This window comes from Aeoliella mucimassa (assembly GCF_007748035.1).
Classification (GTDB): domain Bacteria; phylum Planctomycetota; class Planctomycetia; order Pirellulales; family Lacipirellulaceae; genus Aeoliella; species Aeoliella mucimassa.
Window position 1 is genome coordinate 735,267 of sequence record NZ_CP036278.1, and the last position, 22,653, is coordinate 757,919.

General features: G+C 59.1%; 24 protein-coding genes and 1 riboswitch. Of the genes, 15 read left to right on the forward strand and 9 right to left on the reverse strand.

The features are described 5' to 3' along the window. Nucleotides 1-23: 23 nt before the first annotated feature. Both Pan181_RS03005 and Pan181_RS03010 read right to left on the reverse strand, forming a co-directional pair. Nucleotides 24-2,111 (reverse strand): polysaccharide lyase family 8 super-sandwich domain-containing protein, encoded by a 2,088-nt coding sequence (locus Pan181_RS03005; protein WP_197528860.1) that lies wholly within the window; start codon nucleotides 2,109-2,111, stop codon nucleotides 24-26. A gap of 194 nt (nucleotides 2,112-2,305) precedes the next feature. Further along, nucleotides 2,306-2,839 (reverse strand): hypothetical protein, encoded by a 534-nt coding sequence (locus Pan181_RS03010; protein ID WP_145245422.1) that lies wholly within the window; start codon nucleotides 2,837-2,839, stop codon nucleotides 2,306-2,308. Nucleotides 2,840-3,886: 1,047 nt separating this feature from the next. Between Pan181_RS03010 and Pan181_RS03015 the strand changes: the two genes are divergently transcribed. The 13 genes from Pan181_RS03015 (at nucleotide 3,887) to Pan181_RS03075 (ending at nucleotide 14,386) form a co-directional block, all read left to right on the forward strand. Continuing rightward, nucleotides 3,887-5,455, forward strand: a complete 1,569-nt coding sequence (locus Pan181_RS03015; RefSeq protein WP_391483988.1) for a sigma-70 family RNA polymerase sigma factor — start codon at nucleotides 3,887-3,889, stop codon at nucleotides 5,453-5,455. A 136-nt stretch (nucleotides 5,456-5,591) separates the two neighbouring features. Further along, nucleotides 5,592-6,005, forward strand: coding sequence for a hypothetical protein (locus Pan181_RS03020; protein ID WP_145245424.1), 414 nt, complete (start codon nucleotides 5,592-5,594; stop codon nucleotides 6,003-6,005). After that, nucleotides 6,005-6,544, forward strand: a complete 540-nt coding sequence (locus Pan181_RS03025) for an alpha/beta hydrolase family protein (protein WP_197528861.1) — start codon at nucleotides 6,005-6,007, stop codon at nucleotides 6,542-6,544. The genes Pan181_RS03020 and Pan181_RS03025 overlap by 1 nt, the downstream gene beginning before the upstream one ends. A 23-nt stretch (nucleotides 6,545-6,567) precedes the next feature. Continuing rightward, the gene (locus Pan181_RS03030; protein ID WP_145245426.1) at nucleotides 6,568-6,954 is read left to right on the forward strand and encodes a hypothetical protein; all 387 of its coding nucleotides are present in this window, start codon (nucleotides 6,568-6,570) and stop codon (nucleotides 6,952-6,954) included. Nucleotides 6,955-7,029: 75 nt separating this feature from the next. Beyond that, nucleotides 7,030-8,232: a DUF3592 domain-containing protein gene (locus tag Pan181_RS03035; protein ID WP_145245427.1), complete on the forward strand. Its 1,203-nt coding sequence runs from the start codon at nucleotides 7,030-7,032 to the stop codon at nucleotides 8,230-8,232. A gap of 91 nt (nucleotides 8,233-8,323) precedes the next feature. Next, complete coding sequence (locus Pan181_RS26925) at nucleotides 8,324-8,542, forward strand: DUF433 domain-containing protein (protein WP_145245428.1); 219 nt, start codon at nucleotides 8,324-8,326, stop codon at nucleotides 8,540-8,542. Between the two features lie 2 nt (nucleotides 8,543-8,544). Next, nucleotides 8,545-8,862, forward strand: a complete 318-nt coding sequence (locus Pan181_RS03045) for a DUF5615 family PIN-like protein (RefSeq protein WP_197528862.1) — start codon at nucleotides 8,545-8,547, stop codon at nucleotides 8,860-8,862. 21 nt (nucleotides 8,863-8,883) lie between these two features. Continuing rightward, nucleotides 8,884-10,098: a permease gene (locus tag Pan181_RS03050; protein ID WP_145245429.1), complete on the forward strand. Its 1,215-nt coding sequence runs from the start codon at nucleotides 8,884-8,886 to the stop codon at nucleotides 10,096-10,098. Between the two features lie 99 nt (nucleotides 10,099-10,197). Next, nucleotides 10,198-10,411: riboswitch (cobalamin riboswitch) on the forward strand. Nucleotides 10,412-10,532: 121 nt separating this feature from the next. Beyond that, a complete protein-coding gene (locus Pan181_RS03055) occupies nucleotides 10,533-11,348 on the forward strand; it encodes a DUF1559 family PulG-like putative transporter (protein WP_145251964.1) in 816 nt (271 codons plus the stop codon). Between the two features lie 2 nt (nucleotides 11,349-11,350). Continuing rightward, on the forward strand, nucleotides 11,351-12,490 hold the full coding sequence (locus Pan181_RS03060; RefSeq protein WP_145245430.1) for a DUF4465 domain-containing protein: 1,140 nt from the start codon (nucleotides 11,351-11,353) through the stop codon (nucleotides 12,488-12,490). A gap of 13 nt (nucleotides 12,491-12,503) precedes the next feature. Beyond that, nucleotides 12,504-13,349 (forward strand): PEP-CTERM sorting domain-containing protein, encoded by an 846-nt coding sequence (locus Pan181_RS03065; protein WP_231943739.1) that lies wholly within the window; start codon nucleotides 12,504-12,506, stop codon nucleotides 13,347-13,349. A 3-nt stretch (nucleotides 13,350-13,352) separates the two neighbouring features. After that, a complete protein-coding gene (locus Pan181_RS26930; protein WP_145245431.1) occupies nucleotides 13,353-13,547 on the forward strand; it encodes a DUF5522 domain-containing protein in 195 nt (64 codons plus the stop codon). Between the two features lie 59 nt (nucleotides 13,548-13,606). Then, nucleotides 13,607-14,386: a class I SAM-dependent methyltransferase gene (locus Pan181_RS03075; RefSeq protein WP_315861136.1), complete on the forward strand. Its 780-nt coding sequence runs from the start codon at nucleotides 13,607-13,609 to the stop codon at nucleotides 14,384-14,386. A 16-nt stretch (nucleotides 14,387-14,402) separates the two neighbouring features. On the opposite strand, the gene Pan181_RS03080 is transcribed toward Pan181_RS03075, so the two are convergent. The 3 genes from Pan181_RS03080 to Pan181_RS03090 all read right to left on the reverse strand — a co-directional run bounded on the left by Pan181_RS03080 (nucleotide 14,403) and on the right by Pan181_RS03090 (nucleotide 17,115). Next, nucleotides 14,403-15,173, reverse strand: a complete 771-nt coding sequence (locus Pan181_RS03080) for a hypothetical protein (protein WP_145245432.1) — start codon at nucleotides 15,171-15,173, stop codon at nucleotides 14,403-14,405. A 159-nt stretch (nucleotides 15,174-15,332) separates the two neighbouring features. Further along, nucleotides 15,333-16,151 carry a hypothetical protein gene (locus Pan181_RS03085; RefSeq protein ID WP_145245433.1) on the reverse strand — a complete coding sequence of 273 codons (819 nt, stop codon included), beginning with the start codon at nucleotides 16,149-16,151 and terminating at the stop codon, nucleotides 15,333-15,335. A 103-nt stretch (nucleotides 16,152-16,254) separates the two neighbouring features. Further along, nucleotides 16,255-17,115, reverse strand: coding sequence for a hypothetical protein (locus Pan181_RS03090; RefSeq protein WP_145245434.1), 861 nt, complete (start codon nucleotides 17,113-17,115; stop codon nucleotides 16,255-16,257). Nucleotides 17,116-17,287: 172 nt separating this feature from the next. On the opposite strand from Pan181_RS03090, the gene Pan181_RS03095 reads away from it, so the two are divergent. Then, a complete protein-coding gene (locus Pan181_RS03095) occupies nucleotides 17,288-18,121 on the forward strand; it encodes a hypothetical protein (protein WP_145245435.1) in 834 nt (277 codons plus the stop codon). Nucleotides 18,122-18,211: 90 nt separating this feature from the next. Further along, the gene (gene bioD / locus Pan181_RS03100) at nucleotides 18,212-18,913 is read left to right on the forward strand and encodes a dethiobiotin synthase (protein ID WP_145245436.1); all 702 of its coding nucleotides are present in this window, start codon (nucleotides 18,212-18,214) and stop codon (nucleotides 18,911-18,913) included. Here the strand turns inward: bioD and Pan181_RS03105 are convergent. The 4 genes from Pan181_RS03105 to Pan181_RS03120 all read right to left on the reverse strand — a co-directional run bounded on the left by Pan181_RS03105 (nucleotide 18,892) and on the right by Pan181_RS03120 (nucleotide 22,570). Then, nucleotides 18,892-19,434 (reverse strand): hypothetical protein, encoded by a 543-nt coding sequence (locus Pan181_RS03105; protein WP_145245437.1) that lies wholly within the window; start codon nucleotides 19,432-19,434, stop codon nucleotides 18,892-18,894. The genes bioD and Pan181_RS03105 overlap by 22 nt on opposite strands. Before the next feature lie 211 nt (nucleotides 19,435-19,645). Further along, nucleotides 19,646-19,963, reverse strand: coding sequence for a type II toxin-antitoxin system RelE/ParE family toxin (locus Pan181_RS03110; protein WP_197528864.1), 318 nt, complete (start codon nucleotides 19,961-19,963; stop codon nucleotides 19,646-19,648). A gap of 8 nt (nucleotides 19,964-19,971) precedes the next feature. Next, nucleotides 19,972-20,232: a hypothetical protein gene (locus tag Pan181_RS03115; protein ID WP_145245439.1), complete on the reverse strand. Its 261-nt coding sequence runs from the start codon at nucleotides 20,230-20,232 to the stop codon at nucleotides 19,972-19,974. Nucleotides 20,233-20,389: 157 nt separating this feature from the next. Next, nucleotides 20,390-22,570, reverse strand: a complete 2,181-nt coding sequence (locus tag Pan181_RS03120; protein WP_145245440.1) for an alpha-amylase/4-alpha-glucanotransferase domain-containing protein — start codon at nucleotides 22,568-22,570, stop codon at nucleotides 20,390-20,392. Between the last annotated feature and the right edge of the window lie 83 nt (nucleotides 22,571-22,653).

The window sequence follows — 22,653 nt, forward strand, 5'->3', positions numbered from 1 at the left end:
AGCGGTGCTTGTACCCAATCAATCTAGTTCGCGACGGTCTTCTCCGCGGGTACTTCGGTAGCGATACCACCGGTGGCAAGCTCTACGTCGCGCTGTTGTCCTTGCCAGTTTACCGAGATCCGCCCACCTTCGTGCGTGGGATCGCAAAGCAGCAAGCGATCGTCGGCGACCATCGCCAGGCAGGGGCGATCGACTGCTAGTCGCAGCTGACCATCGATCTCCAGCTCGCCCGGCGCGAAGAAGGCGGCCATCGTCGCACCCGTGTGCAACTCAATCGCTTGGCAATCACGGCTGTTTTGCAGCACGGTCCAAGGTGGGTTGCTGGTGAGCTGGTCGAGTCGCTCCTGGCTGGCGTCGAGCACGATCGCGTAGCCCGCGGCGGTTGGCTCGGCCGCGTGCGGCAGGGTGACCTGCAGCATCGGCAACCGGACCGGTTCGCTCTGGTCGCGATAGACTTGGTTGATCGACGCCCACGTGCCCGATTGCTCCGCGGCCTGGCAATCGAGCCGTGTGTCGCCGAGCGCCAGGTAGCCGACAGAGTGATGCAGCACGCATTGCACGTTGGGTTGCGTACCACCACTGGAGTCGAGCGAAGTCCACGCCCCGCCTGGTTGCTTTAGCGACAGCTGCCCGCGGTAACGACACTGGTCGACCGAGGTCGTCATCGCCCCACAGTCAGCGGCGACTTGCCAGCCGCTCATCAGGCAGATCACCACGTCGTCGGCGAAGAACCAGCTCTTCCGCACGCTGAACGCCAGGGCCTCGCCCTCGCGGTCGCGGCGGTAGTCCATCGCGGTCATGCCGGTTTGCCCATGGCTGATGCCCCCGACGAATGGCAACTTGTGCTGCTGTCGATCGCCTTCGGAGGTCGTGATGCCAGGCAGTAGATTCCAGTCGAGCACCGGCTGCGTTTCGCAATACTCCGCTCCATCGCGGAGGATGTAGAGGTCACCCGAGTGTAGGTAGGGCACCCCTTTGAGGTTCTCGCGATTGATCGACTCGGTGCGCCGGGTGCGGGTGGAGAGTGTCTTCAGAAAGAACGTCCCCGCGGGGCGATGGTGGGCGGTGAAGTCGGCCACCGGGAAATGGCGATGCCCCACTAGCGGTTCGGCGGTCGATTCCAGGCGGGCCAGGTAAAGTTCGAGTTCCGATTGTTGGCTCGGGTCGACCTCGATCCACAGCCGGAGTTGCTTCCGCAGGTCGCCGAGGGTGTGTTGATTCCGGCGGCTGATCTGACGATCGAACGTGCTGGACGACACGTAGATGCCGCGCGACATCCACTGCGTTCCTTCGAGCAGGTAGTTGGTGATCATCTGCCGCTTATCCGCGGGGATCTCCCAGGGAGTGTCGCGCAGCTGCCAGGCGATCGGCACTACCACGTCGAGGAACGCCCGCCCGTAGCCGAACGTATGGAGTCGCGCGCCATGTTGGAAGAAGCTCCAATCGGTTTGAATGCACTCGTTCTGTCCCACGGTGATCGCGCTAAACAACCGGGCGGCCGCCTTGGCCACTTGCGGCTCGTTGCCTGCCAGGCACCCATGATGCATCGCGATCTCGGCGCTCCAGGTGAGGTTCGCGCCGGTGCCAGCGACACGATGCTGGCCAATGACCTCGAGCACCTCGGTGCGGAGCTCTCCGGTCAGTTGCTCGTGGTGCAGCACCGCAATGTCGCGCATCTCGCGGGGGATGCCGATCTCGTTGTACCACCAGTTGGGGCATTGGTACCGCTTGGCGACCCAGTGCTCGAGCCCCGCCCGGGCCGCGTCGGCCACCGCGGGGTCGTGATAGTAGGGGTGTCCCTCGGTGTGGTAAGCCAGCACCAACTGCCGCACGTGGTACAGGTGCTCGCGCGGCTTCCAATTGGCGGCCGAGCGATCGGTGTAATCGACGTCGGGCCAGCGGCCATCCGGCAGGAGAGTGTCGAGGGTCTGCTTGACCACCGCCGGGCTCGGCGCTCGGTGGTTGAGCAGCATCTGGCGATAGCGGGTGATGACCAGGCGGAGGTTTGCGTTCGTCTGGTCCGCGGGCTCGGCCTGCACCGTAGCGGATGCCAGCAGCAGGAACCCGCATGCGAGGATCGTCAGCAGGGGATTGGTCGTCGAAGTCGTCACCGGTTTCCTCCCATCGCTCATGCGGTCGTGGTGACTGCAATGCCTTGCACTAGGGGAATGCAGGCGATGCAGCCAGTTTGCCGATGCAACCAGCGTAGCGCGGCGACGAGGCGGTTGCCAGTCGCTTGGCTCAGCGACCCGCGGGAGTTCGGCGGCCAGAGAGCAATAAGCTGAGGCTTCGAGCGTCTGCAGGCCTACGACCGCGGGGCGGTGAGGAACAGCCCCAGCCCGATGAGAATCAGCACGCCGCCGCTGGAGAAGAGTGCGTACACGACGTTCAATGCCGCTTCGCGGCGATCCTCGTAGAAGCCTTTGACATCGACCTCCGGTGGTTTGAATCCGCCGTCTTCGAGCGACATCTCGAAATTGATCCAAAATCGGTAGAGATCGCTGCTCGAAGCGTCTTCCAGTTGCTTCGCGAAATTCTGCTTGGCCAGTTCCGCACTGTAGACCGGCACCGTCGGCAGCACGCTCCAGCGTTGCACGCCGATAGCGACGAGCAGCACCCCCAAAAGGAGTAGGCTCGAAGCTACGGCTTTACGAACCGACCAGTTGGCACCGGGGGTCTCGACCGCATCGGATTCTTCGAGGGGAAGCTCGCGAAGCTTGCGGAGCGGGGGAGCTTTGAGCTCCGCCCCACATTGGCAGCGAATTTCGGTACCCGCCTGGTGCACGCCGACCGGAATCTGGGCACCGCACTGGCAGGGAACTAAGTATCTGTCGGCCATGGCTATTGGGAATACCTGGGGAAAATCAGGGCAGGGGGCGGATAAGGCCGAAGCAACAAGGCGAACCAGGGGCCGCTCGTAGGCGTAAGAGTCTGCAGTGGCAGGGTTTGGAGCGCGTCGGTGCGGCAACCTCCATACTACAGAGAATCTGCTGAGAATGTAGCTTGTTTTTACCTTTTTGCCTATGGACCGGGTGGTTTGGGTGTTTACAATTATTAGGACCGGCCAATCACTCGACAGATTTGCGTCTGTCGGTATCGGTTTGGTACCTCCCGGTGTTCGCTAGCTTGCAAAAGTTGGCGATTCTCATGGACGAGGCCAGTCGGCATGCTTGTGCAAGCATGCGTCCGCTGGCGGACCGGGTCGTAAGTTGTTGTACGCAAGAAAACTGGCGGGTGATGTTGATTACTTCGCGGAGCCTTTCTCATAACGTGGCTCGCGGCGCCGCCCCCGGTCGATGTACATAACTTGCGGATCGAATTTTAGAGGTCAGGGGATCACTCGCCGCCACTGCTGCCCGGGCGTTGTGTGTTGATTCCAGTGTCGAGTTGACTATCGATTAGCTGATCCAAAAGGTTTACCTAGTTGATAGCAGTGAGTTGCTTTACCCAAATTGAAACCACAAGCAACTTCAGTGAACTCGGATGGGATGAGCAGGCCTGAGCAGATTCACAAACCATGATCCTTTCACGAAACATTTACGCAAGTTGAAAGTTTCGCGAAGCAGGATAGCCCGCCAACGGTTTAAGTGGCAGAGATGCGAATGTTTACCTTAGTAGAACTTTTTTCCAAATACGTGGTGAAAAAAGCCGCGCCTTGGATGAGTGTTAATATTGAAAGGTGCCAGTTACCTATGCAGGTTTCGAGAGCACCTTCGCGTTGGGGACTACAGCGACAGCCTGTGTACGCCAAAGTGCCGCAGCGGGTTGTTCATTCATAAATAAGTGGTCGCGTGCTAGTTGTGGTAGGTGCCTTGCTAGAGAGGCATCAGGCCGGTTCGCGTCAGCAATCGTTTCATAGGTAGGAGCCTGAATCTTGTACGACTCTTTGCTCGATCATACTCTCGAAGACGACTCGGATGTCTCCAGCGAGGACGTAACGCAATTGGCTGGTCACCTCAATTCGTCGAAAGACGATGATGGGGAAGACGAGGATGGTGTGCGCGTTGTTTCGTCATCCGGCAACGACAATGTCGATCCCGATAGTGACGACGAAGAAGGCCTGCTCGATGGCATGGAAAACGACTCCTGGTCGGACGATCCCGTCAGGATGTATCTCACCCAGATGGGCGAGATTCCGTTGCTCACGCGTAAGGAAGAAATCTCACTCGCCCGCCGGATCGAAAACACCCGAGCTGCGTTCCGCCGCAAGTTGCTGGCCTGCGACTACGTGATCCGTAGCGCGGTCAAAGTGCTGTCGCGCGTCCACCGCGGCGAGTTGCCGTTCGACCGTACCGTGCAGGTGTCGGTGACCGATCGGTTGGAAAAAGACCAGATCATGGGCCGCATGCCGCACAACCTGCGGACGCTCGAAACCCTGCTGGAGCAGAACGTGGATGATTATCGCGTGGCCACCAGCAAGTCGTACAAAATGACCGAACGTCGTGCGGCTTGGAAGCGTTTGAGCCGCCGTCGTTGTCGTGCGGTGCGGTTGGTTGAGGAACTCGGCCTGCGTACCCAACGCATCGAGCCGATGATCGATACCCTGGCTCAATTCAGCGAGCGGGTCGATCAGCTGCAGGCGGAAATCGCCCAGATGAAGAAAGATCGCCGCTCGCCGGAGGATCGCAAGCCGCTGGTCACCGAGTTCCGTAACATTCTTCGCACGCTGCAAGAAACCCCCACGAGCCTTCGCCACCGGGTAAACGACCTTCGCGAAGTCTACGCTCGCTACCAGAAGGCCAAGCGTGGTCTTTCGGAAGGTAACTTGCGTTTGGTGGTGTCGATCGCCAAGAAGTACCGCAACCGCGGTCTGTCGTTCCTCGATCTCATTCAGGAAGGCAACGCCGGCCTGATGCGGGCGGTCGACAAGTTCGAATACCGCCGTGGCTTCAAGTTCTGTACGTACGCCACGTGGTGGATTCGTCAGGCGATCACTCGCGCCGTAGCCGACCAAAGCCGCACGATTCGTATCCCTGTGCACATGGTCGAAACGATGAGCCGCGTCCGCAACGTGTCGCGGATGTTGCTGCAGCGGTTGGGCCGCGAGCCGACGCTCGAAGAAACCGCACGGGCTGCAGATTGCACCGTGGAAGAAGCTCGCCGGGTGTTGGCCATGAGCCGCTACCCGATTAGCCTCGACCGCCCCGTGGGCAATAGCGAGGACAGCCACTTCGGCGACTTGCTGCCCGACGGCGGAGCCGAAAGTCCCGCGATTGGTGCCGCTCAAGAGATGCTTCGCAATCGCATTACCGAGGTGCTCAAGACCCTCAGCTACCGCGAACGCGAAATCATCAAGCTTCGCTACGGCCTCGGCGATGGCTACAGCTACACGCTCGAAGAAGTCGGCCACATCTTCAAAGTGACCCGCGAGCGTATCCGCCAGATCGAAGCCAAAGCGGTCCGCAAGCTTCAGCAACCCAGCCGCAGTGCCGAACTGCTCGGGTTCCTGGACTAATCTTGCGACGATTCAGCAACCGAAGGACTCCGCACGAGAGTGCCTTCGGCCAGTAGAATACGACCCAGAGCCCCCGCCCGAGCGAAAGCCAGGCGGGGGCTTTTTTGTTCGAAGATTCCAATCAAGGGATAGAGGAATGGCTCGGTTCAAAAACGTGGTACTACTGACCTTGCTTGCAATTTGCGCTGGGTGTGGTCAGAGTGAGCCTCAGCAGAAAAGCGTCGACGTCGTAGCGAAGCGGCGCAACGCGATGCGGCAGAATGCTTTCGTCGAAGCTCGCAAGCACTTCACCACCCAATTGATCCAAGAGGTCAAGATCGACGAGCCGGTGGATCAGCCACCGGAGGGGGTGTTCGACGTGGTAAGCTATCCCAGCCCGCTGGGCAAGATGGCCGCTTACGTGACGCCCGACTTTGAAGATGGCAAGAAGCACCCAGCCATCATTTGGTTAACGGGGGGATTCAGCAACAGCATTGGTGCAAATGCTTGGTATCCCAGCGAGCCTTCGAACGATCAGTCGGCCATGCAGTATCGCAGGAGGGGATGGTGATGATGTACCCTTCGCTGCGCGGCGGCAACGAGAATCCCGGCTATGTTGAAACCGTTTATGGCGAAGTCGACGACGTGATCGCGGCCACCAAGTGGCTTAAGACCCTCGACTACGTGGATACCGACCGCGTCTATCTGGGAGGACACAGCACCGGCGGTACCCTGGCTTTGTTGGTCGCGGCCGCGTGCGACGAGTACCGCGGGGTGATTGCTTTTGGGCCAATCGACGACGTGCGGGGCTATGGTCCCGACTCGTTGGCATTCGACTTCGACGATCTCGACGAAGCGACCATGCGGGCGCCGATCTGCTGGTTGCATTGCATCAAGAATCCCACGTACGTGATCGAAGGAGCCGAAGGGCGTTCGAACGTCGATTGCTTGAAGACCATGGAAGAAGCCAGCGAGAACCCACTCATCAAATTCGTGCCAGTCGAAAGGCACGACCACTTCAGCACGCTCGCCCCGCTGAATCGGGTGATCGCCAAGCAGTTGGTGAACGACACCAGAAAGAGCTTCGAACTCGATCTGCAGGTCGAGTAAGATTGGTCGCAGGGGACGAAGCGATGGACGAGATACTACTCGCTTGTAGCGGCGAAGGGGCACCGGCCGCGATGGCTTTGGCCACTACGATTGGTTGGTACTGTTTTGCGGTTGATGCCATGCTGCTGCTCGCCATCGCCGGACGGTCTGTTCGCTCGGGCGTTAAGAAGCTGGCAAGCGGAATCTTCGTCGCCTTGCTGCTGGTACATCCCGCCTGGACCGTGAGTGCGATTCACGGCGACTGCGGCATAGAGAAGGAGATCCTATCCCTTCTCTCCACTGGCTTCGCGCTGGGGGTCTACATCGTCGCGGTCTGCTTCTTCCGCTCGCCAAAAATCACGGCTGTAGAGCCCACTGGTGCAAAGGTGGTTACCAGTGAGGAGAATCCCTATCGCTCGCCTGGCGACTGAGCTAGTAAGGTTTTAAGATAGAAACCTATACTTGGGGAAATTCCCGATCCGCCGCGGTTTTTTCCCTGTCTGACCATGCCTGCAAAAACCACTTTCCCCTCCAACAAAGGCGCCGGCTGCGCTTTCCTGTTTCTGCTTCCGTTTGGCGGGGCTGGGGTCGTGATGATTGTGCTGGCCCTATGGACCTTGTGGGATTGGCAACTGATGCAGTCGTGGGAAGCGACCCCTGCGACCTTGTTGTCGTTGGACTTGCAGCAGAGCGACGAGTCGACTCGCATCCGTGGCGAGTACGAGTACACGTTCGACGGTCACCAATACCAAAGCACGCGGATTGCCATCGACGAAATGGCCGACAACATCGGCGACTACCAGCGTCGACATTACAAAGAGTTAAAGCAAGCTAAGCAGGCGGGGAAGACCGTGACTGCTTACGTGAACCCCAGTGATCCCAGTCGTGCGGTGCTGCTTCGCGATCTGCGATTGGAGATGGTCGCCTTCAAGGCCGGCTTGGGGGGTATCTTCGGAGTGATCGGCATCGGCGGCATCCTTATGGTCTGGTTCAACAGTCGGAAGGTCAAGCAAGAGGCACTCATCGCCAGTCGCGCGCCCAACGAGCCATGGCTCTGGCGAAGCGATTGGGCCGATGGCCGCGTGGTGGTCTCCGGCTTCTGGCAATTCTTCGCGATGTTGGTGCTGGCAGTCATCATGAACCTGATTTGCTGGGTCGCCATCTACGCGAAGCTGCAGGACAACCGCCAGCCATCGACCGTGGTCTGGATCTTTCTGTCGTTGTTCGCGATGGGAAGTATCGCGCAGGTAGGCTACACGGTCATTTGCTTCTTTCGCTGGCGACGATTCCCCGAGGCCTCGTTCCGCCTCGCCCGCGTGCCTGGGGTGATCGGCGACAAACTGGCAGGCGTCTTGCTGTTACCGGGAGTTGTGCGACCCACAGAGGGATTTCACATGCAACTGCGGTGCTCTCGTCGCGTTCGGCGTGGAAAGAACACAACCCATCTCACGCTGTGGGAACAAAAGCAAACCATCGATCAAACGCTCGACGACAATAACTTCGAAGAGACCGCGGTGCCGGTAGTGTTCGAACTGCCGCCAGACGTCGAGCCGAGCGATCCTCATGCCAGGAATCCCGTGCGATGGGTGCTGAAGGTAACCGCCAACCTGCCCGGCCCGAATGCGAACTTCGAATTCGAGGTGCCAGTGTTTGCTGTTGATTCGGCGTTAACCGGGGAAAGTTTCCAGCAGGATGGAGCGGAGTCGTAATGGGCAAGCTTCGTCGCTGCTCGACAGCTTGCCTATAGTATCCATAGAATAGAGGTAGTTGATTTATCCTTCTAAATGTAGGACCTTTCCGATGCCCGATTGGCGAACATTAGCGGAAGTCGAACAGCAGACAGGCCTTGTGTCTGGCGAGTGGGTGTTCCGAGGAACTCGGGTGCCTGTAGCGGCGCTGTTTGAAAACTTGCGAGATGGAGCGACAATCGAGCAGTTTATCGAGTGGTTTCCCGGTGTCACTCTTTCTCAGGTGCGGGCGGTGCTAGACTGCGAAGCATCCACAGCACATGCGGGATGACCATGAAGATCCTCTTTGATCAAGGGGTTCCTGTTCCTCTTCGCAAAAGTCTACTAGACCATCAAGTGGTCACCGCTTATGAGCTTGGTTGGTCCACGCTGAAAAATGGTGAGCTGCTGGCTGCCGCGGTAGCACAAGAGTTTGAGGTGATGGTAACCACCGATCAGAATCTTGAGCATCAACAAAAGATAGCGATCCTGCAGCTGGCCATCATCGTCCTGCCCACTACCGCCTGGCCCACACTATCGAAGCACGTAGACAAAATTGCAGAGACGATCAATAACTGTCAGTTGGGTAAGGTACTAAGAGTCGAGTTCTAACAGTCAGAAATCTTCCCCCCCATGCTTCCATTCTTCCAAGCCGCTTGGCATACGACGCTCGAACTTGCTCCCTGGCTCTTGCTCGGAGCCTTCGTTGCGGGGTTGATGCACGTGTTGTTGCCGCGCGACTTTGTGCGGCGCCAACTTTCGGGGCGGGCCGGGGTGGCCAAGGCGGTAGCGCTCGGGGTGCCTTTGCCGCTTTGTTCGTGCGGTGTGATTCCCGTCGCGGTGAGTCTCCGCGAGCAGCAAGCCAGTCGCGGGGCGACGGTCGGTTTTCTCATTTCCACTCCGCAGACCGGCGTCGACTCGATTCTCGTGAGCGGGGCCATGCTTGGCTGGCCATTTGCCTTGTTCAAAGTCGTGGCCGCGCTCGTTACCGGGCTGATCGGCGGCTGGGTAACCGACGCGGTAGAGCCCAAGTCCAACGAGTTGCCTGTTACCCGTCCTAACTCGGCGGCCGGCGCGAAGCATCGCGGCTGGCGCGACTTGGTCGAGCACGCACTCGAAATACTGCAATCGATCTGGGGGTGGTTAGTCGTTGGCGTACTGCTGTCGGCTGCCATCTCGACGTTGGTCCCCAACTCGGTGCTCACGGGACTGGCAGCGTATGGAGGGCTGGCTGCCATGGCGTTTGCGTTGGTGGTGTCGTTGCCGCTGTACGTCTGTGCGACCGCGTCGGTGCCAATTGCTGCCGCGCTGGTAGCGGGTGGTTTGCCCCCTGGAGCGGCGCTGGTATTCCTCATGGCCGGCCCTGCGACCAACGCGGCGACGATCGGCGCGGTGAAGCGGACCCTCGGCGGTCGCGGGCTGACCGTCTACTTGTCGACCATTGTCGTCGGTAGCATGGCCGCGGGATTGTTGTTCGATCAGGTGCTTAGCGCCAGCAGCATGACCGAACACCTGCACGAGCACCCGGCCACCTGGTGGAACGTGACAAGCGCTGTTGTGCTGTTGCTCTTGATCGTCTGGTTTGCGGTGACCGACCTGAATCGCAAGTTGCTAAGCAGCCGTCCCATCGCTAGCGATATGGATGCAACGACCACCACGGTTCCGCTGGTGGGCCTGTCGTGCCAGAACTGCGTGAACAAAGTGGAGTCGAGTCTCAATAGAGACCCCGAGGTCCAGCAAGCCCGCGTCACGCTCGAACCGCCACAAGCGGTGGTTGCCGGCGAGGTGAGTCGCGAGCGGATTCAAGAGATCGTCGAGGCGGCCGGTTTCGGAGTAGGCGAATCGTGATTCGTTTCTCACTCCAATCCAAGCGGTAAACCCATTCTTTGCCAATGATGCGTTGGGCGTCGGGTTTACCCAATTGACGCGATCCAACCACGGGAGTAGACTCGCAGGTGTTGCGATGGTGGTCGATCGTGCCGAAGGCTTGGCCGATCGACGTACAGGGAACTCCGGTGCAATTCCGGGACGGCCCCGCCGCTGTGACCGAGTAACATTTCGCAAGTCGTTTCTTTTTGCCATTGCCCGAAAATACGCGGGCGAGAAGGCGTGACTTGGAAAGCTCGGGAGTCAGAAGACCTACCACCGCGAAGTATGCAGAACCGACTGCGAGGGACAGTCGCTGCGTAACAATCGTTAGGAAAGCGCCCGTGGCACGTGCTCTTTGCATCGGACCTTGTTCCGGTGGCAATGCGCGCGGAGCTTACGTTCGCTCAAAGGTCATGCCTCGGTACGCGGGCTTTACATTGGTTGAATTGCTGGTGGTGATTGCCATCATCGGCGTGCTGATTGCGCTGCTGCTGCCAGCCGTGCAAGCGGCTCGCGAAGCGTCGAACCGCGCCGCGTGCAAGAACAACCTCCGCCAGCTCGGCATTGCCATGCACGGCTTTCACGACACCAAGGGGCATTTCCCCCGTGGCGGCGGCAGCCCTAAGAAAGCCCAAGTAAGCTGGACCACCGAGCTGCTGCCATGGCTCGAAGAACAGCCGCTCGCCGACCTGATCGACCACACCGAGCCTTACACTTCCGACAGCAATCTGCCGGCCGGCAGCAGGGTGATCGACATGCTGCTCTGCCCGAGCAAGCCGCACGTACGCGAGCTACGGGGCTCGGCCGATCTGTCGTCGAGTTCGCCAAATCGCTACGGGCCGACCTGCTATGGTGGCATGCAAGGCGAGCGCGGGCTGCGATCGGCTAAGGCAACCAATAATCCAGAACGAGGGACGATGATCTTCGAACGCGAAATCTCCATCGTCGAAATCACCGATGGCACCTCGCACACGATGTTGCTCGGCGAAGCCCCCGAGGGGATTCACGGCATCTGGATCGGCGTCCGCAACCTGTTCGATCAATCGGCCCCCATCAACACCCGTAGTGGTTCGGAGGATGCCGACTTCACCGACTTCGGGCAGGAGCTAAGCAGCTATCACCCAGGCGGCGCGCAAGTCTTGCTGGCCGACGGGGGGGGGAAGTTCTTCCCCGAAGAGATGGACGACCGATTGCTGGCTGCTTACTGTTCACGAGCGAGTGAGGACTGAGCATGCACGCAATATCTTCTATCGCGATTCGCCAAACAACAATACTCACCTGCTGGTGCTGCTGCATCGGCTGGTTGCTCGCGAGTGCTTCGGCCGAGACCGTAACGGTCGACTTCGCGGGGCTGCTCGACGCGCCCGAGTCACATTGGAACGGACCTGCTGAACAAGGCGAAACCGTCGAAGGAGAATACGGCCCCGAAGTGGTAGGCACGTTTGCCAGCCATGGATTGCAGTTCACCAATATCTACGAGCAAACCTACGGAAGCTGGCGGGGCTTTTCCTACTCGAACGAAACGGACACCACCACGGCCGGCTTCACCAACCAATTCAGCGCTTGCGCCGGCAGCGGACATGGCACCACTGACGATACCTACGCGGTCGGTTTTGGGCATTGGGATCTCGACGAGACGTTCGACTCCGACGAGCCTTTCGATCCGAGCAACCAAGCACACTTGTTCGCGCTTCCGACGCTCGAACTCCCGTACGGCAGCACGATCGAGAGCACTTGGATCACCAACACCACGTACGCAGCGCTGTCGATGCGCGATGGCGACTCGTTTGCGAAAGCCTTTGGCGGCGAGTTCGGCACCGACCCCGATTGGCTGCGAATCACGGCCTACGGAACCGATGCTTCCGGCACCCCGCTCGATGGGTCGGTCGACTTCTACTTGGCCGACTTCCGCTCGACCGACGCGGGCGAAGACTACATCGTTGCCGACTGGACCGAGTGGGATCTCTCCGCTCTCGAGGGTGCCCGTCGAGTGCACTTTAACCTTGCGTCGTCTGACGTAGGGCTGTTCGGCATGAACACGCCCGCCACGTTTGCGTTAGACGATATAACGCTTCGCTTCGATTTGCCGGCCGGCGACTACAACCGCGATGGTCTGGTGAATCTCGCCGACTACACCCTCTGGCGCGACAGCCTCGGCAGCACCGTCGATTGGGTGGGCTCCGGCGCCGATGGCAATCTCGACGGAGTCGTCGACTTCGACGATTACGAACTTTGGAAACTGCAATTCGCGGCTGCTTCGGCAGCGGGCAACATCGCACTTGGCCACGCGGTGCCCGAGCCTTCGGCAGCAGCGGTTTGTTTTTATTTACTGGGCCTGACGTTTGTGGTTCGGGCTTTATTCACTCACTGATGAGGTAGTTCTAATGATGTTTGCAAACCGAGTGATTTCTGGCCTGGCAGCTAGCTTGCTGCTGGGTGTTACCGCGAGTGCCGTGGTGGCGGGGCCTTACCCGTCGTTCAGCGACACTTCGCATCAAGTGCTTCCCGGACAGATTTCCGCCTGGGCGACTTCGGTGGTTGATTACTCCCCCACAGCCGGAGTCGATGCCGCTTACGCCGATGCATCCCATGCCTTGGCTGCCAACGATGGTGGAATCGTGTCGCTGGGCGATCTCGATGCCGCTCAGATTGCCGCGGGCGATCTTCCCGGCACCCTGACCGTGAAGTTCGACACGCTGATTTCCGACTTGGCCGGCCCCGACCTGGCAGTGTTCGAAAACGCGAGCCAGTTTTATACCGATCCAGTGATCTTCGCCGAGTTGGCTTACGTGGAAGTCTCCAGCAACGGCACCGACTTCGTGCGGTTCCCTTCGGTCTCGCTCAACACCGAGGACGATCTGGTCGCTAACTTCGGTCGCGCCTACGCGGGAGCCGATACCACGAACATCTACAACCTGGCAGGCGTGCATCCCACTGGCATAGGCACTCCCTTCGACTTGGCAGAGCTGAGCGGCATGGCTGAAGTGGTGAGCGGTGCGGTCGATCTGTCGGCGATTCAATACGTACGTCTGGTCGATATCCCCGGGAGCGGCGACTTCGTCGACTCGCTTGGCAACCCGATCTTCGACGCCTGGGTGACCACTGGTTCCGGCGGTTTGGATCTCGACGCGGTAGGTGCCATCAACACCGTGCCAGAACCTTCGACCACGCTGCTAGCACTGCTGGGCATCGCCTTGGTGGCAGGTGGCCGTTTGGCAAAGCGAGGCTAAGTAGTGCCAGAGCAACGTACGGAAACGACATCTCGCGACTATACAATCGAGAATGGTCGCTTGGTGTTTACAGCCGAGTACCTTTTGCGACGGGGCACGTGCTGCGGCAGCGGCTGTCGGCACTGCCCCTATCGCAATCCGAAAACTTCTACGAGCGAACAGGTTGCTTCCGAGAAGACAGCGCTAAAATGCCAGTGACGTTTTTGTCACGCACACGCTTCGCTTGTCGAAGACCTGAATGCAACGGATAGGTACTCGTGGATACATTCGAATCGAAGAACGCCCGCGCGTGGGACAAGATGGTTCAAGGGCGGGCCCCGCTGGCTCGCCCGGCGACCGATCGCGATTTTGCGAACCCGCTCCGCACGGTCGACCCGCTGGGTTGGCTGGGCGAATCGATCCAGGGATGGCGGGTGCTTTGTCTGGCCGCAGGAGGTGGCCGGCAGAGCGCCCTTTATGCTGCCGCAGGTGCCGACGTCACGGTGCTCGACATTAGCCGCGAAATGCTTGCGCAAGATGCCGCAGTCGCCCGCGAGCGTAAGCTCAAGCTACGTATCGTCGAAGGGACGATGACCGACCTGTCGATGTTCGCCGCTGGCGATTTCGACTTGGTGCTGCAGCCGGTCAGCAGTTGCTACGTGCCCGACGTGGTGGTCGTCTACCGCCAGGTCGCCCGTTTGCTCCAAGGGGGCGGGCTGTACGTGAGCCAGCACAAGACACCGGCTAGCCTGCAGGTGGCAGCCAAACCGTCGTCGGCTGGCTACGTGATCGACGAAACCTACTATCGCACCGCGCCGCTGCCGCCGGCCACCGAGCCATCGCGGCTCCGCGAAGTCGGCGCTACCGAATACCTGCATCGCTGGGAACAGCTGATCGGCGGGCTCTGCCGCGCAGGGTTCGTGGTGGAAGATCTCATCGAACCAGCTCACGCCGAGGCCGACGCCGAGCGGGGCACGTTTGCCCACCGCGCGCAGTACATCGCCCCCTACGTTCGCATCAAAGCCCGCAGGGTCGGAGAACGTGGGCTGATTCGGTAAAAGCAAGGCGATTCTATTAGCCGAGATTCTCGTCGCTCAGCACTTCCTCAGCCGGACCGCCGCGCGGTGCATGTCCGTCCAAGAGCTGGTAACGGTCAAGCCGGGGGATCAGCAGGATGGCTGCAATGGTGCAAGTATTCGCGGTTAAGAACACGTGCATCTTTTCAGGGAATATAAACCAGTCAAACAGATAGTAAGCCAGGATGGTGAGTGCAGCAAATAGACCGAGTCGCCAAAGCCGTAGCGGACTGTTGAGAAGCAAGGTTCCTCCCGCTGCTCCCAGTAGAGCAAGCAAAGAGTAGGCAAGAATCGTTTGCGAGGTGAATAGTTCTTCCAAAAAGTAGTTGCCTGTAATGCGAAGCAAGCTGGCGAGCACTGCAGTAGCCAACATGGCGATCAACAGGTGAACCATCCGGAATTGGGGGAACCACAGCGGTTGCTCCTTTATCTGCCAGCGACGGAGGAGATGGCGGAGCAGGTGCCCCAGTAGCATGAATCCCAGCATCAGGTGGGTATACAGCAAAAGGCGGAGCAGTGTAATGAAGTGCTCGATCCAAAGTTCTCCATAGTCAATTCTTGAAACAACTGAGCCGATAGCCAACGCAACTACTTCCATTAGCAGCAAGGTGAGCCCCCGGCGGTGATTGCGGTCAAAGAATACCCAAATCGCAGCCGTCGCCGCTTGTCCGTAGGCGAATCCCAAGACCAGATAGAGCGCAAACCTTCCATCGAGTTCGCCACCGATCAGAAACAACAAGAGATCAACGATGGCAAGAATGAGCAACATCACCCTTGTCATTGGTCCGATCTGGCCCTTAGTAAGCTTTGCTGACGCATCGGCAGGCTGATGAGATGGTTCGTCCATACATGCGAATATGACTCGCGGACAGCAGGCTGGCAACTATCCACTGAACCGTTATTTCATGGAAGCCACCGAGCCCCCTGATTAAGCCGGACCGCCACGCGGTGGGTGCTCGTTCAAGAACTTGTATCGGTCAAGCCTCGGGATCAGCAATATGGCTGCAATGGTGCACGCATTCGATAATAGGAACCCATATAGTTCTTCAGCGTCAATCAGCCAGTTGAGAGTCAGCGAAATGAGCAGCATGATGGCGATGAATAATCCGATTCGCCACCGCTGGACCGGACTGTTTAGCAGCAGAATGCCTGCTGCAGTCGGCAGTAGAGCAGCCAATGCTTGGGCGATGAGTGTTTTTCCTTTGATCAGGTACTCGAAATAGTCACCTGGTGTAAAGCGAAGGAGCATAGCGATCGCCGCAGTTGCAAACATTGCCACTAGCAAGTGGAGCATACGGAATCGGAAGAACCAAAGTGGTTGCTCCATGGGCCGACAACGATCAAGGAGACATCGCAGCACGTGATCCAGTATCATGAATCCAATTGCCAAGTGGGAATACACTAATATTTGCAGTAGCGTGGTGAAGTACTCTTCCCAACGGTTGCTACCGTCTATCGTAGAAATCATGGAGCCGTTTACTAGCAGAACGACTTCTGCCAGTACGATGGTGAGTCCTTTGCGGTGGTTCTGATCGGAAAACACCCAAAGCCCAGCAGCTGCTGATTGTCCGTAGGCGAACCCCATAATCAACAAGTACCGAGAGTCTGCTATCGGGCCATCGTTTGCCAAGAATATCGCCAGATCAACGATGGCAAGAATGAGCACCATCGCCCTCGTCATTGGGCCGATCTGGCCTTTGGTGAGCTTTGCTGACGCATCGGCAGACTGATGAGATGGTTCGTCCATGCATGCGAATATGACTCGCAGACAGCAGGCTGGCAACTATCCATGCAGCTTCTTGTTTGGGTAACCGCCACGCGTCCGTGTTCGTCCTCGATCGACTTGCTCGTCACTCCTCGGGTGTCTCCCTCGATTCCGCTTGCTCGTCCGGTGGTTCCACCAGAACGTGAATGCGGTAGCGATCAACCCGCGGGATCAGCAAGGCAACAGCTACGGTGAGCGACTGTGACATGAAAAACAAATGCAAGTCGCTATCGGCCGACAGCCAGCAGGCGACAAAGGAAATAAGTAGCGTGCTGGTGGCAAACGCCCCGAGTCGCCAGAGTCGCAGCGGATGATTGAGCAGCAGGATACCTCCTGAGGCTGCGGCCAGGGCAAACAACGAGTAGATCAGGTAGGTTCGCCAGTCCAGTAGTTCTGACAAGTCATCTTCACTTGCAAAACGGAGCGAGGTAGCGATTGTTGCCGTGGCGACCATCGCGAATAGCAAATGGATCATGCGGAATTGAGGGAACCAAAGCGGTTGTTGGCTCGGCCACCTTTGCCGCAATAGGTGTCGCACCAGATGTCCCAACAGCATGAATCCCAACACCAAGTGGGTGTAGGTCATCACTATCAGTGTCACACCAATCCATTTATCCCAACGATTGATCCCATAGCTCCAGATCGTCAGCCCCGTGCTGATGGCCAACGAAATCACTTCTGCCAGCAACAGGGTGAGTCCCCGTCGTTGGATGCGATCGGAAAACAGCCAGATCATCGCAGCCGCTGCTTGTCCGTAAGTGAAGCCTAGGAAGACCAGGAACTCAAGGTCACCGCTGATAGCATCCCCCAGGCTGCAGATGGCCAGATCGACCCCCGCGAAGGCGAGCACCATCAGCCAGGTAACGGGGCCCAATCGCCAAGCGGTGGCGGCTGTGGGTGGCGGGGCGGCGGGAGCGGCCATCGGCGGTCGGGGCGATTCGTCCATGAATGCGGCTACTACTCGCGGAATCGATGCTGGCAATTCTCGGCGTTGCAGCCGAGCGGGGAACAAGTCAGAATAGTTTAGGTGATTTTCCCGGCGAGGCGTACCTCGCCCACGCAGAAGCCTGTTTTGCAGTGTTTCTGGCCTTGGCTCCTCCGACCGCAGACCCTCATCCGTGTCCGATACCCTGCTTGAACATTGTGCGTTTCTCGCCGCGAGTGCTGCCGGCAATCCCACGCATTACATGGTGGAACAGGCGCTCACGCAGGCCGAACTCGAATGGCGGTTCCTGTCGTTCGAAGCCGCCGATACCGAACTCGCCCGGGCGCTCGATGGCCTCGACGTGCTGGGCTTTCGCGGCGTGCTGCTATCGGCCGAGTACCGTGGCCCGGCAGTCGAGTTACTCGACATGCTGACGCCTCGCGCGGAGCGGGCGGGCTCGGTCGATTGCCTGGTGCGGAGCGAAGGAAAGTTGCTCGGCGACAATTTGTACGGAGCCGCTTTCGTCGAGTCGCTCGGCGATCTTTCGGAGCTGTCGGTGCTGGTGGTCGGCGATGGCCGCGTTGCTCGCACCGTGGCCGCGGCTGCCGGCGATGGCGGAGCGCAGCAAGTCTTCTTGGCCGGCGACGACATCACCGCTATCGAGTCGATGAAAGAGCTGCTGTCGGTCGACACCAACACGGTTTACGAGATGGTGCCGATGGACGACAACGTCGTGCACGCCCCGGCGACGGCTAACGTCATGGTGTTCGCTCCCGACAGCGACGAGGTGGTCGACCGCCCGCTGATCGATACGTCGGCCACGAGCGGCACGCTGACCATCGTCGACACTCGGCTGCGTGGTTCACCTACGGGACTGCTGAAGTTTGCCACCGAGCAGGGAGCCACCATCATCGACGGGGTCGAACTGTTCGCTCGCGAAACCGCCTTAGCGCTCGAGCTATGGACCGGTATGCGGTTCGATCGCGCCCCGCTACAGGAACTCGCCGAAGAGTTTTTGGGGGTGTAGCGAAGGGGGATTACAGAAGCGGGCGCGGGAAACTAAGTTGACAGTAGCGACTCGCCTTTCCCTTTCCTCTCTCCAACGTCCCCAGTTGTCATGCGTGGTTTCTTTATCACCGGTACCGGTACCGAAGTTGGCAAAACGTACGTCGGCGCGTTGATCGCCGGCGAAATGGCTCGTCGTGGCATCCGAATCGGCGTTTACAAGCCGGTGGCCAGCGATTGCTTGCCGGGCGAGGGAGAGTGGGGGCTTGCTCCCGGCGAACTCGTAGCGACCGACGCCCTCGCGCTCTGGCAGGCGGCCGGCGAACCACTCACGCTACAGCAGGCCTGCCCGCAAAGGTTCAAGGCAGCCGTGGCTCCGAACATCGCCGCCAGGATGGAAGGGACACAGGTCGACGCGGAGTTGCTGCGTACCGGAATCGAACCCTGGCTCGACGCTTGCGACATCGTGCTGGTCGAAGGGGCAGGGGGGCTGATGTCTCCCGTTTCCGACGACGACTACAACGCCGACCTGGCAGCCGACCTGGGCTTGCCGCTGATCGTGGTCGCGGCCAATCGCCTGGGTGTGATAAACGACACGCTACAAACAGTGATCACCGCCAGTGTGTTTGGCGATGGGCTCGACGTAGCCGGCGTGGTACTGAATCAAGCCGCCGAGGTCGACAACGACGAAAGCCTGAACTCGAACGCGGCCGAACTTCGCGAACACCTTCGCGTGCCGCTGCTGGGCGAGGTGGGCTTCGGCCATCAAGGTGGAGTCGCCGAGGTGGTCGATCAGTTGATGTCGTCGAAGTAAGTGTCGTCTGGCTCCGGCATCGAGCGTCGTACCGGTGGCAACTCGGGTGGCCGACTGCCGCCGAACAGAGCCACCAAAATCAGGATCCACCACAGGGCATTCAGTAGCACACTGCAGGCGCTCAGTATCATAAAGTAGAAGCTTAACGAACCAGCGCCTTGATTCGAGACGTAGAAGATCATGATCATCTGAGCGAGGTGGACCGCCAGTGCGGTGGCAATCAGCCCACCGAAGGCAAGGATCAGCAGTGTTGAACGCTGGCGATCTTCGTGTCGACGACTGATTGCGAGCACCAGCCCGATCGTCCAGACCAGGAGCGCCGGTATGTAGTACAGGAATTGCCCTATTCCCGAGTCTAAGATATCTCGGGTGCTCATGCCGAACAGTCGCCCCAGGCTGAAGTAGGCGGCCAGCACCAGCGATGTGATAGTGAGCAGTAGGAGCAGGCTCAGAGTGGAAAACCGTGGGCCACGAGCCGGCCGGTGCATGACGTTTGGTGGGGGAAGTTCGTATTCGGACATGATGGTCGTGAATGGGTTAGCAAGGTTTACGGCATGGTATTCGTCGCTGCACTTTGAATCTTGCTATTGTTGTCCCGGCCATAGAACATCGCAATCACCACCATAGCCCACAGCACCAGGCGGGCGATACGGAAGCACGAGTGCTTGTCCGAGGAGAAACGGTTGGTTCAGGCATGGCACTCGATATTGCCTTCTGAATTGATTGGCAGACCTAGGGAGGGGTAGCGAGGGCCGAGTCTATTTGACGTGCGTTGTGAATCGCACGAATGACTAGAATGCTTGACTCGTTTACCTGGTAGTAGAGTGAGTAATTGCTGTAGCGATTCACAAGTACTCGACGAACGTTGTGCAGCTTCGGATGATCGTACTGCTCGCCCAGGTAGGGAGATCTTTCGATTTGAGAGAGGGTCTCGCCGAGGGCGTTTTGCATGGCTAATGCCGCGGTGAGATTATCCGAGGCAATATGCAGCACAATGTTTGTGATGTCTTCTTGTGCTTGTCGAGTCTGTTGGAGAGGGAGTCGAGGCACCGGACTACTCAACGGGTCTTCGCTTCAACTTGCGATCGAAGTCCGTCCATGAAATCTTTCCAGTCGCCATCGGCCACGCCGCTTGCGATTCCTGCTTCGAGGAGTGCGTCGAGTTCTTCCTTTGAGCGAGGAGAGGGGACACCTGGAGGAGGTGTCTGGCTGGTCGCAATGATGTGAGCGATATAAGCAGATACATCCTGCCCATAGCCAAATTGCTCGGCCTGCTGAGCGGCAAGGGCAGCGGTTTGTTCGGAAAGTTGAATCTGCATCGAAGGTTCTCCTACTCCAATCATAGCCGCCAACGGGAACCAGCGTCAACAATCAAAAAAGGGAGCTCCGCGTGTGCGAGGCTCCCTTTTTGTCTTTATTACTGCTTGATCCAACGAGGCGTCGCTCGTCGGCTGCTGTCTTGCTGATCGCTTACAGCTACTCCGCAACAGCACACGCGGTTTCGTTCATCCGTGATTCGGCCAGCGACGTGTCGATCGCCAGGCGGAGCTTCACGCTCCAGCGGCCTTGCTCGTCGGCTTGCACCATCCAGTGCGGCAGCACCATGACCGACTGGTGAACCAATTCGAAACCCCCTTCGCTCTGGCTGACCGTTGCAATCGGGTGAGTCCAGATCGAGGTCGGGCGGTCGAGGGTCAGGCCGCAATCGATGCCCAGCCAGCTGTCGGTCAGGTTCAACGATTGCACGTCGATCAGGTCGAGACGCTGGCCGAGGTCGCCCATCGAGTTGCCATCGCCGGTGTGGAAGAACCGATCGTCGGCACCGGCCGGCAAGCCAGCGAAGTTCAGCTCGATGCCGAAGTGCAGCGGCTGATCGTTAGGCAATCCTTCGAGCAGGTAGGCGATTTCGAGTTCGCTACCGCCGGTGGCCAGGGTAATGCCCTTGGTGATGCGAATCGGCGTGCCATCCACATGACCATCGCGGGTGAGCAGCACCTGGTTCTTCTCCGCCGAACGGCGAAGCTTCGCCTCGTAGGCACCGCCGACGAAATCGCCTTGCTCGCGATACTCGTTGGTGGCTACCGCGTCGAGCGTGACGTCGAGATCGTAGAAGTGATCGATCAGGCTCTTGCGAAGGTAGTCGTCGTACACGCTAACTTCTTTGTCGAGTCCTTCTTGCTTGAACACCACGCGATCGTGGATGCTGGCGACTTCGCCACCAGCGGCCGAGGGACCTGCGAGCACCTTGCGGTGGTAGGCTTCCGGGCGGCGGGCCAGGGTGGCCAGCAGGTTGTGGCAAATGTTGCGAACATCGAGCTCGTACAACGACCCACCAGCGGCCGGGGCTGCGTAGGCGATGAGCGAATCGCTCGCCAGGCGAACTTCCTGACGACCGTCGCTGTTGTAGTCGGCCGCGTCGATGCTGCCCCACTCCTGGTCGCTGCGCAGGTTGCCTTCGTGGCGATCCAGCAGGTTCTCAGCGGCGATCAGGTGGTTGTACACCGCGTTTCGCAGGTGTGGCAGGTAGACGCCGCCAAAGGCTCCGTGCCAGTAGCTGCAGTTGCACTGCCCGCGATAGAGTTCGATGCGAGCTTGATCGAGGTCGCTGCCTTGTTGTCCTTGGCGAATGAGCGACTCGAGCCGATTGCTGATTTCGAGCATTCGGCTGTACATCTCATCGGTTTCGGGATAGCGAGCTTTGAAGTTGCGCCAGAAACCACCACGCACGAATGGCTTGATGCCTTCCCATTCGCCAACCTCTTCGAGGTGATGATGGGTGTCTTCGTAGTTGTTCTGCTGCTCGGCCGGCAACGCCCACTCGGTCATCTCGCGATAACTCGACTCGGGGATGTAGATCTTGCCGAGCGGAGCAACCGAGCTGATCGCTTCGCTCGGAGTGGTCACGTGAATCCAATCTTGGTTGGCTACCAAGGTGTCGAAGAAGCGACGCAGCCAACCATGCTCGTACACGTGAGCCTTGGTGTCGGGCCAGGTGCCGAACTTCTCGCCGTCGTCGCCGAAGGTGACGATCGCGTTCGGCTGGATCGAAGCGACATGACGCAGGTAGTCGATCGTTTCCTGAGGCTCCGCGAACGGAAGCGTGTAACGCATCTTCTCGCTACCGGGGAACACGCACAGCAGCTGACCGTTGTTTTCGGTCAGATAGTAGCCGTGCAGTTGGTCTTCGGTCCAACCGGCGCACTTGAAATGGAAGTCGTCGAGTATGGTATAGCGAATGCCAGCGGTCGCAACATCGCTGGTGAGCGACTGCTCCCACACCCGCTCGGGCATCCACATGCCTTGCACGTCGGCACCCAGGCGGTTGTTGAGCCATTCGGTGTAGCTGGAGATCTGTCCCACGCGGTCGCGGGGGGGAATCATCGTGAGGATCGGCTCGAAGAATGCACCGCCGACGATCTCCAACCGGTCTGCGGCTACCAAGGCGGCCAGGCGGTCGAGATACTCAGGGTGGGCCTTCTCGAGCCACTCGATCAGCGAGCCACTGGTGTGGATCGCCAGACGGAGGGATTCGTACGGCTCGAACACTTCCAGGAACGGCAGATAGCTGTCCTGGTAGGCTTGTTCCATAACCCCATCGAAGTTTCCGATGGGTTGATGATTGTGCAAAACGAGGACGAGTCGGATGGGAGAACTCATGGCGATTCGGGGCAGATGGTGGATCGTGGCGGAGAAAGGGGGCGTTTCGCGGATGCTCGTCACCGCCTGGACAACGGTGATAC